Annotated in this window: 9 protein-coding genes; 3 read left to right on the plus strand and 6 right to left on the minus strand. The window is 63.7% G+C overall.

The genetic code is table 11. The annotated features are described in order from the left end of the window. Nucleotides 1–15: 15 nt before the first annotated feature. Nucleotides 16–1,242: an SGNH/GDSL hydrolase family protein gene (locus tag ACSQ3Z_RS21975; RefSeq protein WP_436173368.1), complete on the plus strand. Its 1,227-nt coding sequence runs from the start codon at nucleotides 16–18 to the stop codon at nucleotides 1,240–1,242. 156 nt (nucleotides 1,243–1,398) lie between these two features. Here ACSQ3Z_RS21975 and ACSQ3Z_RS21980 read toward each other — a convergent pair whose 3' ends face one another. Together ACSQ3Z_RS21980 and gltB are read right to left on the minus strand one after the other, a co-directional pair. Beyond that, nucleotides 1,399–2,853 (minus strand): glutamate synthase subunit beta, encoded by a 1,455-nt coding sequence (locus tag ACSQ3Z_RS21980; RefSeq protein WP_436173369.1) that lies wholly within the window; start codon nucleotides 2,851–2,853, stop codon nucleotides 1,399–1,401. 142 nt (nucleotides 2,854–2,995) lie between these two features. Further along, a complete protein-coding gene (gene gltB / locus ACSQ3Z_RS21985; protein WP_436173962.1) occupies nucleotides 2,996–7,732 on the minus strand; it encodes a glutamate synthase large subunit in 4,737 nt (1,578 codons plus the stop codon). A gap of 480 nt (nucleotides 7,733–8,212) precedes the next feature. Between gltB and ACSQ3Z_RS21990 the strand changes: the two genes are divergently transcribed. Further along, nucleotides 8,213–9,265: a threonine aldolase family protein gene (locus ACSQ3Z_RS21990; protein ID WP_436173370.1), complete on the plus strand. Its 1,053-nt coding sequence runs from the start codon at nucleotides 8,213–8,215 to the stop codon at nucleotides 9,263–9,265. Nucleotides 9,266–9,273: 8 nt separating this feature from the next. Here the strand turns inward: ACSQ3Z_RS21990 and ACSQ3Z_RS21995 are convergent, their stop codons facing one another. Beyond that, nucleotides 9,274–10,026, minus strand: a complete 753-nt coding sequence (locus ACSQ3Z_RS21995; protein ID WP_436173371.1) for a sulfite exporter TauE/SafE family protein — start codon at nucleotides 10,024–10,026, stop codon at nucleotides 9,274–9,276. A gap of 170 nt (nucleotides 10,027–10,196) precedes the next feature. Then, nucleotides 10,197–10,664, minus strand: a complete 468-nt coding sequence (locus ACSQ3Z_RS22000) for an Hsp20 family protein (RefSeq protein WP_436173372.1) — start codon at nucleotides 10,662–10,664, stop codon at nucleotides 10,197–10,199. A gap of 459 nt (nucleotides 10,665–11,123) precedes the next feature. On the opposite strand from ACSQ3Z_RS22000, the gene ACSQ3Z_RS22005 reads away from it, so the two are divergent. Continuing rightward, nucleotides 11,124–12,080 (plus strand): alpha/beta fold hydrolase, encoded by a 957-nt coding sequence (locus ACSQ3Z_RS22005; RefSeq protein ID WP_436173373.1) that lies wholly within the window; start codon nucleotides 11,124–11,126, stop codon nucleotides 12,078–12,080. 33 nt (nucleotides 12,081–12,113) lie between these two features. On the opposite strand, the gene ACSQ3Z_RS22010 is transcribed toward ACSQ3Z_RS22005, so the two are convergent. Beyond that, nucleotides 12,114–12,626 carry a DUF1579 domain-containing protein gene (locus ACSQ3Z_RS22010; protein ID WP_436173374.1) on the minus strand — a complete coding sequence of 171 codons (513 nt, stop codon included), beginning with the start codon at nucleotides 12,624–12,626 and terminating at the stop codon, nucleotides 12,114–12,116. 244 nt (nucleotides 12,627–12,870) lie between these two features. Continuing rightward, nucleotides 12,871–13,644 (minus strand): histidinol-phosphatase, encoded by a 774-nt coding sequence (hisN, locus tag ACSQ3Z_RS22015; protein WP_436173375.1) that lies wholly within the window; start codon nucleotides 13,642–13,644, stop codon nucleotides 12,871–12,873. Between the last annotated feature and the right edge of the window lie 235 nt (nucleotides 13,645–13,879).

The raw sequence follows: 13,879 nt of genomic DNA on the forward strand, positions 1-13,879 counted from the left end.
AAACGGGGGGAATACTTGGTTTCGGTTGCGCGTATACGGGTGATCCTTCGCCGCATGCCGATCCTGATTCTGGCGATCGCCGTCCTGGCTGTCGCTGCAGCCAGCACCTTTCACACGCCGGCCCTGGCGCAGGAACAGCAAAATCGCGGCTGGTCGCTGCGCGACCTCTTGTTTCCGCGCCGCAGCGAGCGGGTCGAACCACCGCTCGACATCCAGAAGGCAAGGCCGAAGCCCAAGGCCAAAAAATCGCGGCCCCGCCTCCCAGCCGAACCGGCGACGCCGATCGTGGAAAAGACCCCGGATGCCCGCGTCGTCCTGGTGGTCGGCGATTTCATGGCGGCGGGTCTCGCCGAAGGTCTGGACACGGCCTTTGCGGAAAACCCCGGCGTCAGGATCGTCGCACGCAGCAACGGCTCATCCGGTTTCGTGCGCGACGATTTCTACAACTGGCCGGAACAGATCAAATCGCTGATCGACACCGAAAAACCCGCAGCGGTAATCGTCATGCTCGGCTCCAACGACCGCCAGCAGATGAAGGTCGGCGACGTGCGCGAGCAGCCGCGATCGGAGAACTGGACCAAGGAATATGAACGCCGCACCGATGCGCTCGGCACGGCAATAGCGGCGGCCAAAGTGCCGTTCCTGTGGGTCGGCATGCCCGCGTTCCGGGTCTCGAAAATGACCTCCGACATGCTGGCCTTCAACGACATCTACCACTCGGCGGCGCAAAAGCATGGCGGCGAATTCGTCGATGTCTGGGACGGTTTCGTCGACGAGAACGGCGCCTTCGTGACCAGCGGTCCCGACATCAACGGCCAGCCGGTGCGCCTGCGCTCCGACGACGGCATCAACGTGTCGAAGGCCGGCAAGCGCAAGCTTGCCTTCTACACCGAAAAGCCGCTGATGAAGATCCTTGGCATCACCGCGCCGGGAGGCGCGGTGACAGCCTCCGCCCCCGCTGGCGCACCGGTCGAAGCACCGGCGCCGGCCGCCGCTCCGATCGTGGTCGACCGCACCCCGCCGATGCTGCTTGGCGATCCGGCACTCGATGGCGGCTCCGAGCTTCTCGGCGCCGCGCCGCCGGTAAAGGGCAACCCGAACTTGCCCGGCGAAAAACTTGTCATCGAAGGCAAGGCACCCGATGCCTCGCCCGGCCGCGCCGACGATTTTTCCTCGCCGCCGAAGACCCAGCCCGCCACGGCTGCCGCTGTGACCGACAAGACGACGGCAATCAATCCTTGATAAACGGCAAAGCTCGGAGACCGTTTCGAAACTTGCTCCTGCGAGCCATATGAAGGTGTTTTCGAGGACCGGGGCGGAGCGTACGTTTGGGTACGCGAGCACCGGAAGCGCAGAAAACGCCTCCAGATGGCCGCAGGAGTAGGGTTTCAAACGGTCTCAGCGGGGCAGAACGCTCGATCCCATGAGGGCCTCGTCGATCGAACGCGCCGCCTGGCGGCCCTCGCGGATGGCCCAGACCACCAGCGACTGGCCGCGGCGCACGTCGCCCGCCGCATAGAGCCTGTCGACGTTGGTCCTGTAGTCGTGGTCATTGGCCTCGACATTCCTGGAGCGCCGGCTGTCGGTGGTGATCTTCATCTGCCCGTCCAGTTCCGCCACCACACCAGCGGCAGCCGGTCCGGCAAAGCCGATGGCGATGAATGCAAGATCGGCGCGGATGACGAATTCGGTGCCGGCGATCGGCTTGCGCCTGTCGTCGACCTCACAGCATCTGACCCCGGTCAACTGGCCCTCTTCGCCGATGAATTCGAGCGTCGCCACCTGGAATTCACGCTCCGCACCCTCGGCCTGGGACGACGAAGTGCGCATCTTCGTCGCCCAATAGGGCCAGACCGCGAGCTTGTCTTCCTTCTCCGGCGGCTGCGGCCGGATGTCGAGCTGGGTGACGCGAACCGCGCCCTGGCGAAAGGCCGTGCCGACGCAGTCGGAGGCGGTATCGCCGCCGCCGACGACGACGACATGCTGGCCGCTGGCGATGATCGGATGCGAAGGCCAGGCCACCGACTGGATCGGCTCGCCGCCGACGCGCTTGTTCTGCTGCACCAGATAGGGCATCGCGTCGTAGACGCCGCCGAGATCGTCACCTGGGATGCTGGCGGCGCGCGGCGTTTCCGAACCGCCGCAATAGAGCACCGCGTCGTACTCGGCGAGCAGGTCGGCCACAGGCTTGTCGACGCCGATATTGACGCCGCAATAGAAAGTCACGCCTTCGCCCTGCATCTGCTCGATACGGCGGTCGATATAGTGCTTCTCGATCTTGAAGTCGGGAATGCCGTAGCGCATAAGCCCACCCGGGCGGCTTTCGCGCTCATAGACATGAACGTCGTGACCTGCACGGCCGAGCTGCTGCGCGGCCGCCATGCCGGCAGGCCCCGAGCCGATGACGGCGACGCGCTTGCCGGTCTTCTTCTCCGGCGGATAGGGCCGTATGTGGCCGGTTTCGTAAGCCTTGTCGGCGATGGCCTGCTCGACGGTCTTGATGGCGACCGGAATGTCCTCGAGGTTCAGCGTGCAGGCTTCCTCGCACGGTGCCGGACAGATGCGGCCGGTGAACTCCGGGAAATTGTTGGTCGAATGCAGGTTGCGGATCGCATTGTCCCAGTCGCCATTATAGACGAGGTCGTTCCAGTCCGGGATCTGGTTGTGGATCGGGCAGCCGGTCGGCCCGTGGCAGAACGGAATGCCGCAATCCATGCAGCGCGCGGCCTGTTTCTCAACCTCTTTGTCCGACATCGGCAGCGTGAATTCGCGGAAATGCCGGATGCGGTCGGAGGCCGGCTGGTACTTGTGCACCTGCCGGTCGATCTCGAGAAAGCCTGTTACCTTGCCCATAGTCCAGTCCCTGCTGTCCGAAGGCACGCTCGTTGGCGCACCCGTTAACCTCATAAGGCAGCCATGGCAACCTTCAGTCCGAGGTCAGGATTGTTGATGAGGTGTCGGCCGGGAAGCCCTGCTCCCCGGCAACGCCCAAAGCCTATTCCGCCGCCACGCTCATGCGCATGCGCTCCATCTCGATCAGCGCGCGGCGATACTCGACCGGCATGATTTTCCGGAATTTCGGCCGGAAAGCCGTCCAGTTGTCGAGAATCTCGCGGCCGCGCACCGAACCCGTGAAGTGCACGTGGTTCGAGATCAGCTGATAGAGCCGCTCCTCGTCGTGGCTGGTCATGTCGCCGGAGACGTCGACGCGGCCCTTGTGGTCGAGGTCGCCGCCATGATGGAGCAGCTTCTCCATCAGATCGTCTTCCTCCGGGACCGGCTCCAGCTCGACCATCGCCATGTTGCAGCGTTCGGCGAAGTCGCCTACCTCGTCCAGCACATAGGCGACGCCGCCTGACATGCCGGCGGCGAAGTTGCGGCCAGTCTTGCCGATGACGACGACGATGCCGCCGGTCATGTATTCGCAGCCATGGTCGCCGACGCCTTCGACGACGGCCGCAACGCCCGAATTTCGCACGGCAAACCGCTCGCCGGCGACGCCGGCGAAATAGGCCTCGCCCTCGGTTGCGCCGTAGAGCACCGTGTTGCCAACGATGATGGACTCAGCAGCGACGATCTTGGCCTCTTCCGGCGGACGGATGACGATGCGCCCGCCCGACAAACCTTTGCCGACATAGTCGTTGGCGGCGCCGACCAGCTCGAACGAGACGCCGCGCGCCAGGAAGGCGCCGAAGGACTGGCCGGCGGTGCCGGTGAGCTTGACCGAGATCGTGTCTTCGCGCAGGCCCTTGTGCTTGAAGCGCTTGGCCACTTCGCCCGACAGCATCGCGCCCGCCGAACGGTCGACATTGCGGATCGGCAGCTCGATGGTCACCGGCTGCTTGGCTTCCAGCGCCGGCTTCGCCAGTTCGATCAGCTTACGGTCGAGCACATCGTCGATCGGATGCTTCTGCCGCTCGGTCCAGTGCACGGCCTCATGCGGCGCGTCCGGCTTGAAGAACATCTTGCCGAAATCGAGCCCGCGTGCCTTCCAGTGCTGGATCACGTCGCGCTTTTCCAGGAGATCGGCATCGCCGATGATCTGGTCGAGATGAGTGAAGCCCATTTCGGCGAGCAGCCCGCGAACCTCTTCCGCGACATAGAAGAAGAAGTTGATGACGTGCTCGGGCGTGCCCTTGAAGCGCTTGCGCAACACCGGGTCCTGCGTCGCTACGCCGACCGGACAGGTGTTGAGGTGGCACTTGCGCATCATGATACAGCCGGCAGCGATCAATGGCGCGGTGGAGAAGCCGAACTCGTCGGCGCCGAGCAGCGCGCCGATGATGACGTCGCGGCCGGTGCGCAACCCGCCGTCGACCTGCAGCGCGACGCGCGAGCGCAAGCCGTTCAGCACCAGCGTCTGGTGCGTTTCGGCCAGGCCCATTTCCCACGGGCTGCCGGCATGCTTCAGCGAGGTCAGCGGCGACGCGCCGGTGCCGCCGTCATAGCCCGAGATGGTGATGTGGTCGGCGCGCGCCTTGGCAACGCCGGCGGCGACCGTGCCGACACCGACCTCCGACACCAGCTTGACCGAGACATCGGCCGCGGGATTGACGTTCTTCAGATCGTAGATCAGTTGCGCCAGATCCTCGATCGAATAGATGTCGTGATGCGGCGGCGGCGAGATCAGGCCGACGCCTGGCGTCGAGTGCCGGACCTTGGCGATGGTAGCGTCGACCTTGTGGCCGGGCAGCTGGCCGCCCTCGCCGGGCTTGGCGCCCTGCGCGACCTTGATCTGCATCATGTCGGAGTTGACCAGGTACTCCGCCGTAACACCGAAGCGGCCGGAAGCGACCTGCTTGATCGCCGAGCGCTCTGGGTTCTTGCCGCCACCGGGCAGCGGCAGATAGCGGTCGGACTCCTCGCCGCCCTCGCCCGTGTTCGACTTACCGCCGATGGCGTTCATGGCACGCGCCAGCGTGGTGTGCGCCTCACGAGAGATCGAGCCGAACGACATCGCGCCAGTCGAGAAGCGCTTGACGATGTCGGCCGCCGGCATGACGTCTTCGAGCGCGACCTTCTTGCGGCCGGTCTCTTCGGCGCGCTTGATCTTGAACAGGCCGCGAATGGTCTGCGCCCGCGCGGTCTCGCTGTCGATCTGGGCCGAATAATCCTTGAACGTATCCCACGAACCCTGGCGCACGGCATGCTGCAAGGTGGCAACCGCATCGGGCGACCACATATGCGCCTCACCACGCATGCGGAACATGTATTCGCCGCCGACCTCGAGGCTGTTGCGCAGCACCGGGTCGTTGCCGAAACCGTCGCTGTGGCGGCTGAGCGTCTCGGCCGCGATCTCGTCCAGCCCGACGCCTTCGATCAGTGTCGCGGTGCCGGTGAAATATTGCTGCACGAAATCGGTCTTCAGGCCGATGGCGTCGAAGATCTGCGCGCCGCAATAGGACTGATAGGTCGAGATGCCCATCTTGGACATCACCTTCAGGATGCCCTTGCCGATCGACTTGATGTAGCGGGAGACGACTTCATAGGCGTCGACCTCGGCCGGCAGTTCGCCGCGCTTGTGCATGTCGAGCAGCGTGTCGAAGGCGAGATAAGGGTTGATCGCTTCGGCGCCATAGCCGGCGAGGCAGCAGAAATGATGCACCTCGCGCGGCTCGCCGGATTCCACGACGAGACCGACCGAAGTGCGTAGCCCCTTGCGGATCAGGTGGTGGTGAACCGCGGCCGTGGCGAGAAGCGCCGGGATGGCGATGCGGTCCGGTCCGACCTGACGGTCAGACAGGATGATGATGTTGTAGCCGCCGGCGACTGCCGCTTCCGAGCGCTCGCAGAGCCGGTCGATGGCGCCCTGCATGCCGGCCGCGCCCTCGTTCGAGGCGTAGGTGATGTCGATCGTCTTGGTATCGAAACGGTCCTCGGTGTGGCCGATGGAGCGGATCTTTTCGAGATCGCCATTGGTCAGGATCGGCTGGCGCACTTCCAGGCGCTTGCGGCGCGAGTTGCCGACGAGGTCGAAGATGTTCGGCCGCGGTCCGATGAAGGACACCAGGCTCATCACCAGCTCCTCGCGGATCGGATCGATCGGCGGGTTGGTGACTTGAGCGAAATTCTGCTTGAAATAGGTGTAGAGCAGCTTCGACTTGTCCGACATCGCCGAGATCGGCGTGTCGGTGCCCATCGAGCCGACCGCTTCCTGGCCGGTGGTGGCCATCGGCGACATCAACAGCTTGGTGTCTTCCTGGCTGTAGCCGAACGCCTGCTGGCGATCGAGCAGGCTGACATCCTTGCGCAGCGCGCGCGGCTCGACCGGCTTGAGGTCTTCCAGGATGAGCTGCGTGTTGGCGAGCCAGCTCTTGTAGGGGTGCTTGGTCGCGATCTCCGACTTGATCTCCTCGTCGGAGATGATGCGGCCCTTCTCCAGGTCGATCAAAAGCATGCGGCCGGGCTGCAGCCGCCACTTCTTGACGATCCGCTCCTCCGGCACCGGCAGCACGCCGGCTTCCGAGGCCATGATGACGCGGTCGTCATCGGTGACGATGTAGCGCGCCGGGCGCAAGCCATTGCGGTCGAGCGTGGCGCCGATCTGGCGGCCATCGGTGAAGACGACCGCCGCCGGCCCGTCCCACGGCTCCATCAGCGCGGCATGGTATTCGTAGAAGGCCCTGCGATCGGCATCCATTAGCTTGTTGCCGGCCCAGGCTTCCGGGATCAGCATCATCATGGCGTGGCTGAGCGTGTAGCCGCCCTGGAACAGGAATTCGAGCGCATTGTCGAAGCATGCGGTGTCGGACTGGCCTTCGTAGGAGATCGGCCAAAGCTTCGAGATGTTGTTGCCGAACAGCTCGGAATCGACCGACGCCTGGCGCGCCGCCATCCAGTTGTTGTTGCCGCGCACGGTGTTGATCTCGCCGTTGTGCGCGACCATGCGGTAGGGATGCGCCAGCTTCCACGACGGGAAGGTGTTGGTCGAGAAGCGCTGGTGGACGAGGATCAGCGCCGTCTCAAAACGCGGATCGGTGAGGTCCTTGTAGTAGGCCCCGACCTGATAGGCCAGGAACATGCCCTTGTAGACGATGGTGCGCGCCGACAGCGACACGCAATAGGAACCGATGTCCTTGTTGTCGTTCTCGGCGTAGATGCGGCCCGATATGACCTTGCGCAGCAGATAGAGCCTGGCCTCGTACTCCTCGTCGTCGGTAATGTCGGCCGTGCGGCCGATGAAGACCTGCCGGTGGAACGGCTCGGAGGCCACGATGTTCGGAGCCTTCGACAGGGACGAATTGTCGACCGGCACGTCACGGAACCCGAGCAGCGGAAGCCCCTCGGACTGCGCCGATTCGGCAATGATGTCCTCGATATGGGCGCGCAGTGCTGCGTCCTGCGGCATGAACCAGTGTCCGACGCCGTACTGACCCGCCGGCGGCAGGTCGATGCCCTGGGCGGCCATCTCCTCGCGGAAGAAACGGTCTGGAATCTGCACCAGAACGCCGGCTCCGTCGCCCACCAGCGGATCGGCGCCGACGGCGCCGCGATGCGTCAGGTTTTCGAGCACGGCAAGGCCGTCCTTGACGATCCCGTGCGACTTCACGCCCTTCATGTTGACGATGAAGCCGACGCCGCAGGCATCGTGCTCGTTGCGGGGATCGTAGAGACCCTGCGCGGCAAAGCCGGTGCCGGTTCGGCCAATATTGGATCGGATCGCAGTTTTGACGGCTGCCGCTTTCGTCTGCGCGGCCGGACCGTTCGTCGCAGAGGGCGTCATTGCCGTCATCATCCTGTCCTCCATTCGCGCCCTCCGGGCGCTGGTTTGCCTCGGGAAGCGTATGGCCTCCCCTTCATCCTTGCGGCACGTCTTGCGAAATCCTTGCCGAGGCAAGCGGCTTTCCGCATGCTTCGCATATGGTATTCGTACAGGCCAGAGCCGGATCGTCTACCTGTCGCTCGCGGCAACAGCCGGAGAGGCCCAAATGATACGCCAATCCAGCCTGATTTGTGCGACAAAATAAGACAGCACTACTGTCCTAAATTTTTATGACAGAAATCGCAGGCGTGCACAAGACCGATTCACAAAAATCTCGAGCCTTTCACGACAGAAAATTGCGCATGGAAGTGCAGAAACGTAACCTTCAATCGCCACCCCTGCCGCATGGCTCGGCTGGCTTTACTGGTTTTCCAGCGCTTGGCCCTTGCGCCTCAAACACCAAAGCAGCCATGGTCCCGCCCGTTTTTCAAACCAGATACGGACCTCTCAATGTTCTTTGCATCCGACAACTGGGCGGGCGTCCATCCCGACATCTCGGCCAATCTTTCCCGGCACGCCGCGGGCATCGCGACCGCCTATGGCGATGGCGAACTGGACCGCGCCGTCTACCGGCGCTTCAGCGAGATCTTCGAGCGGGAGGTCGCAGTGTTCTTCGTCGCGACCGGCACGGCGGCCAACGCGCTCTCCATGGCGGCATGCAATCGTATCGGCGGCGTCGCCTTCTGCCATTCCGAAGCGCATATGAACGTCGATGAATTCGGTGCCGCGGGCTTCTATACCGGCGGAGCGCGCATGTCGCCCGTCCCCGGGCCATTGGGGCGCATCAATCCGCAGGTTCTCGACCGGGCTATCACGCGCTATTCGCAAGACCTCGCTCCCGCCGGCCAGCCGATGGCGGTGACGATCACCCAGGCGACCGAGGTCGGCACGATCTACACCGTCGACGATGTCAAAGCCGTGTCTGAGGTCGCTCGCCGCCACAAGCTGCCTCTGCACATGGACGGTGCGCGCTTCGCCAACGCCGTTGCTGCGACCGACATTTCGCCTGCGGAAATGACCTGGAAGAGCGGCGTCGACCTCATCTCCTTCGGCGGCACCAAGAACGGCTGCTGGATGGCCGACGCGGTCGTGGTCCTGAACCCCGACATCGGGCATGATCTGCGCCTGCTGCGCCAGCGCGCCGGACAGACCTTCTCGAAGGCACGCTTCATCTCGGCCCAGTTCGAAGCCTATTTCACCGACGACCTCTGGCTGAGGATGGCGCGCCACAGCAACGCGATGGCCGCGCGGCTGGCCGAGACGATCGAAGACGCGCCGGCCGGCCGACTTGCCTGGCTGCCGCAGGCCAACGAGGTTTTCGCCATCCTCGATCGCGCCAGTGCCGAAAGGCTGCAGGCGGCGGGCGCCAAATTCTACGAATGGGGCGTACCCCAAGGCTTCGACGGCCACCTCGGCGACAATGAAGCGATCTACCGTTTCGTCGCCAGCTTCGCCACGACCACGGAAGAGGTCGACCACCTTGGCCATTTGCTGGCCCGGTAAGGAAACGGCTAGGCCAGAAAGGGCCGCGCCAGCAGCTCCAGTCCAAGCATGATCAGGAAGATCAGAAACCAGCGGCGGAAGGTCGCCGGGCTGATCCTCTGCCTGAGCAACTGGCCGAGCCACATCCCGAGCAGGGCCGGCGCGACGGCCAGCGCCGACATCGCGATATGCTCGATCTGAAATGCGCCATGCGAGGCGAGGCCGACTGCCAGCGCAATGGTCGACACCGTGAAGGAAAGACCGAGCGCCTGGATCAGGTCGTCCCGGCTCAGCCCCAGCGCCTGGATGTAGGGCACCGCCGGCACGACGAACACGCCTGTGCCGCCGGTGACAAGGCCGGTGAGGAAGCCGATGGTCGGCGACGACCAGCGCTCGGCCTTGGTCGGAATGCTGAGCTGTCGTGCCAGCAGCGTGTAGGCGGCGTAGAGCACCAGCGCTGCACCCAGGCCCGCGGTCGTCCATTTTATGTTGTCGCTGGCCAGCAGCCTTGCCCCGGCGACCGTGCCGATGAGAATGCCGGCCATCATCAGCCACAGCCGGCGCAGGATCGATGCGAAGCTCGGGCCCGCGAACAGCTGCCAGACATTGGTGACGAAGGACGGGACGATCAGCAGCGAGGCAGCGGTCACAGGCGGCATGACGGTGCCGAGAAGCCCCATTGCCAGCGTCGGCAGACCCATGCCGGTGACACCCTTGACGATGCCGGCCAGCAGAAAGGTGATGGCGATTGTGCCCGTCAGCGCCAGGGAAAAATCAGACATGCCCTCGATCCGTTCGTAGGACGAAAACCTCGTTCAGCGAGGCTTGCCGCGAAAGGGCCAGTATCCTTGGTTGGGGATGGCACAGACATCAAGACAAACAAAAAGCGGCGCCTTTCGGCGCCGCTTTCGTCTCGGGAGGAGACGGACTTGTTCGTTCGAGAGATCCGCGATTACGCGGCGGTCTTGGCCTCGATCTGCTTGGCCTTGGCCGAGGACGCGGTAATCGCGATCTTGCGCGGCTTCAGTTCCTCGGGGATGTTGCGCTTGAGGTCGACGAAGAGCAGACCGTTCTTCAGCGTGGCGCCGACGACATCGACATGGTCGGCAAGCTGGAAGCGGCGCTCGAAGGCCCTCGAGGCGATACCGCGATAGAGCAGCTCGGAACCTTCGCCATTGCCCTCTTCCTTGCGCTCACCTTTCACGGTCAGCACATTGCGATGGGCCTCGATCGAGATCTCGTCTTCCGAGAAACCGGCAACCGCCATCGAGATGCGATAGGCGTCCTCGCCGGTGCGCTCGATGTTGTAGGGCGGGTAGGTCTGCGCGCTCTCGGGCTGGGCAAGCGAATCCAGCATGGTGAAGAGACGGTCGAAGCCGACGGTCGAGCGATAAAGCGGGGAAAAATCAACGTGACGCATGAGGTGTTCTCCTGTGAGCAACAAGGTTTGCGTTTGGCCGGTGCGAAACCCGTGACGGCGTTCCGGATGGGCCAGCGGCCCCGACATTGGCGACCGCATCAGACATTTGGGGAGCGCAAAAGCGCATTTCAAGATTTTTGCCGGACGGCGAATTCGCGCTTCGATGAACGGCAGATGAACCGCCGCTTCGGCGCCCGTTCAGCCAGGCAGCGCTAGTGTGCAGCCAGGATCAAGAACAGGTGGCATCGGGATGAGGTGCCGCGACGAGGCCGAACCGGGTGTAACGTCCCTTCCTCCCGGATCGACAGAGGCCGGAAGCACGCCGCAGGCTGCTTCCGGCCTCATTCGTTGCCGGAAGTTCCTGCCTTCCCCTTCCAACCGGAAGCCCTTTGCTTTTGCCGCGTTGGCGTCTATCACCGGGCCTGCGCCTCGCTAGCGACACGAAAAACGAAACGCCGAATGACGGACCTATTCCACGAATTTCCTGGCAATCCGTCACCGGTAAACGCGGCAGGCGGTTATTTCACCACCCGCGACCGCAAGCGGATCCGCTATGGCCTCTTTGGCGCCGTAACCCGCCCGATCAAGGGCACGGTAGTGGTGCTGACCGGTCGCAACGAGTGCACCGAGAAATATTTTGAGACCATCCGCAACCTTACCGACAGAGGCTTTGGCGTTGCCACCCTCGACTGGCGCGGCCAGGGTGGCTCCGACCGGCTGATCCGCGACCGGCAGCGCGGCTATGTCCGCAGTTTTCGTGACTACACCAGCGACCTGGAACAGTTCTTCGAAGAGATCGTGCTGCCCGATTGCCGCGGACCTTACTACATCCTGGCCCATTCAGCCGGAGCGGTGGTCGCCCTGCTTGCCTCGCCTTCCATGGTCAACCGGGTGCGGCGCATGGTGCTGATCGCGCCCTTCCTGACCTTGCCGGACCTTCCGGTCTCAATATCGACGGTTCGCCGTGTCTGCTCGGTGTTTTGCCTTCTGGGCCTCGGCCGGCTTTATGCCGCATGGGGACCGCGGCCGAAGCAGACCACCCCCTTCGCCGTCAACAAGGTGACATCGGATCCGGAACGCTACCGGCGCAACACCGGCATCTACGAAGCCTATCCGCAACTGGCGCTTGGCGGGCCGACGATCCGCTGGCTGAAAGCCGCCGCGGAGGCGTCCGAAGCCGTCAGCGATCCGGACTTTGTCGCCGCGATCCAGGTCCCTATGCTGGTGATCGCCGCCGGCGCCGACCAGGTCGTTTCGACCAAGGCTGTGGAGGCCTATGCAAGGCGTCTGCGCCTCGGTTCGCTGCTGATGATCGACGGCGCACACCATGAAATCCTGCAGGAGGCTGACATGTATCGCGAGCAGTTCCTCGCCGCTTTCGATGCCTTCATCCCGGGCACCGGCGACGACGCCTGAGCGACAGCAATCTGCGGCGCTGACCCTCGGAGATCAGGCCTGGCGGGCGAATTCCATGATCCAGTTGGTTTCCCAGGTCTTGCCGCCATCCGGCGAAAAGGCCTGCTCCCAGCGCGCAGACTTTTCGGTGATCCCCGACCAGAGGAAGCGCACCCGGATCGGGCGGCCTTCGAAAACATCTTCGCACAAAAATGTGCCGACACCATCCTCGAACGACCCGCGCATCGGCACGTCGATGGTCAGCGGATTGCGGCCGTCGATCCACCAGATCGACCACTGTTTCGTCGCCGGATCGAAGGTCCGCACCGTGGCGGCGCGATAGCTCCCGCCGGGCAATTCAATCACATTGTCGTCGACATTGCCGAGACCGCCGAGAATCGGGCGCACGTCGCATGTTCCGCCAAATATGTCCCAGTTGGTGTCGTCTGCCAGCCGCTTGCGCAGCCTTCGATGGCTGACCGCCCAGCGTCCGTGGAAGAAATCGAAATGGCTGCGGCCGTCCGCAGGGTCTTTGTCGGAACGGCTGGCTGTTGACTGCGTCGGCATCTCTGATCCTCCCCTCAGGTGAAATCCTTCTATAGCGGAAGGATCCTGACACCTGCCTGTCAGGAGGATTGGGTGGCAGTTGCCTATTTGTCGCCGCGCCAAGGGTTCGTCGAGATTCAGGTCAGGCCGAGCCGAGAATGATGGGTTCCGAGAACCGGAGCGGAGCGTACTTTTGGGTACGTGAGCACCGGAAGCGCAGGAAACCGCCATTCGCAGGCCGGCATCAGCTGAATATCAGCGGACCCTAGCCGCGCAATGCCGCCATGGCAGCCGCATGCAGTTCCGGCGTCGCCGCCGCCAGTATGTCGCCGCCCTTTTCCGCCGGTCCGCCGTCGAAGGTGGTGACGACGCCGCCGGCCTTCTCGATGATCGGGATCAGCGCCACGATGTCGTAGGGCTTCAGCCCGGGATCGGCGACGATGTCGACGCTTCCCGCCGCGACCATGGCGAAGGCGTAGCAATCTGTGCCGTAGCGGGCGAGCTGGACCTGCTTCTCGAACTGGTCGTAGCGCGTGCGCGCCTCACCCTTGAACAGCGCCGGCGTGGTGGTGAACAGCGTCGCTTTGCTGAGTTCGGTCGTCTTGCGCGCCGAAAGCCTTCTCGGTCCGCCCGGCCCCTCATAGTGGGCGCCGGAGGCGTTGGCGTAATACAGCTCGCCGGTGAAGGGCTGCGACATCAGGCCGGCGACGGCATCACCGTCGACCGTGAACCCGACCAGCGTTCCCCATACCGGCAGGCCGGAAATGAAGGCGCGGGTGCCATCGATCGGGTCGATCACCCAGACATGCTTGCTGAAAATGTTCTCGCTGCCATGCTCCTCACCCAAAATGCCGTGATCGGGATATTCCGCCGATATCAGCGCCCGGATGACCCGCTCGGCCTCGCGGTCGGCCTCGGTGACCGGGTCGAAGCCGCCCGCCTCCTTGTTGGCGACGGTTCCTTGGCTGCGGAAGCGTGGCAAGGTCTCGGCGGCGGCGGCATCGGCGATGCGCCGCATGAAGTCGATGCTGATATCCAACTGATTCTCCCGCGTTGCAGCATTTCGTCATTGCCGGTGATTTCGCGCCGGAGCAAGGGCTTGGGAGCCCTCCGGCGCCACGAGCACTGTTGCCTGAATGTCACGCAAGCGTCATCGAAACGCAATTTCCACTTCATAGTGAATTAAAAAAGCCCGAAGTCGGTTGACATTTGTGCAGCGCACAATAGATTTGTTCTCGGACAGGTCTTCCTGTCCATGCCCTCCTTGGGCGTTT

Origin of the sequence: Mesorhizobium sp. LjNodule214 (assembly GCF_964252735.1) — a bacterium.
Taxonomy (GTDB): domain Bacteria; phylum Pseudomonadota; class Alphaproteobacteria; order Rhizobiales; family Rhizobiaceae; genus Mesorhizobium.

Excerpts from the sequence above, each read along its gene's own strand:
- ACSQ3Z_RS21980 (WP_436173369.1), bottom strand. The coding sequence starts at position 2,853 with ATGGGCAAGGTAACAGGCTTTCTCGAGATCGACCGGCAGGTGCACAAG.
- gltB (WP_436173962.1), bottom strand. The coding sequence starts at position 7,732 with ATGACGGCAATGACGCCCTCTGCGACGAACGGTCCGGCCGCGCAGACG.
- ACSQ3Z_RS21990 (WP_436173370.1), top strand. The coding sequence starts at position 8,213 with ATGTTCTTTGCATCCGACAACTGGGCGGGCGTCCATCCCGACATCTCG.
- ACSQ3Z_RS21995 (WP_436173371.1), bottom strand. The coding sequence starts at position 10,026 with ATGTCTGATTTTTCCCTGGCGCTGACGGGCACAATCGCCATCACCTTT.
- ACSQ3Z_RS22000 (WP_436173372.1), bottom strand. The coding sequence starts at position 10,664 with ATGCGTCACGTTGATTTTTCCCCGCTTTATCGCTCGACCGTCGGCTTC.
- ACSQ3Z_RS22005 (WP_436173373.1), top strand. The coding sequence starts at position 11,124 with ATGACGGACCTATTCCACGAATTTCCTGGCAATCCGTCACCGGTAAAC.
- ACSQ3Z_RS22010 (WP_436173374.1), bottom strand. The coding sequence starts at position 12,626 with ATGCCGACGCAGTCAACAGCCAGCCGTTCCGACAAAGACCCTGCGGAC.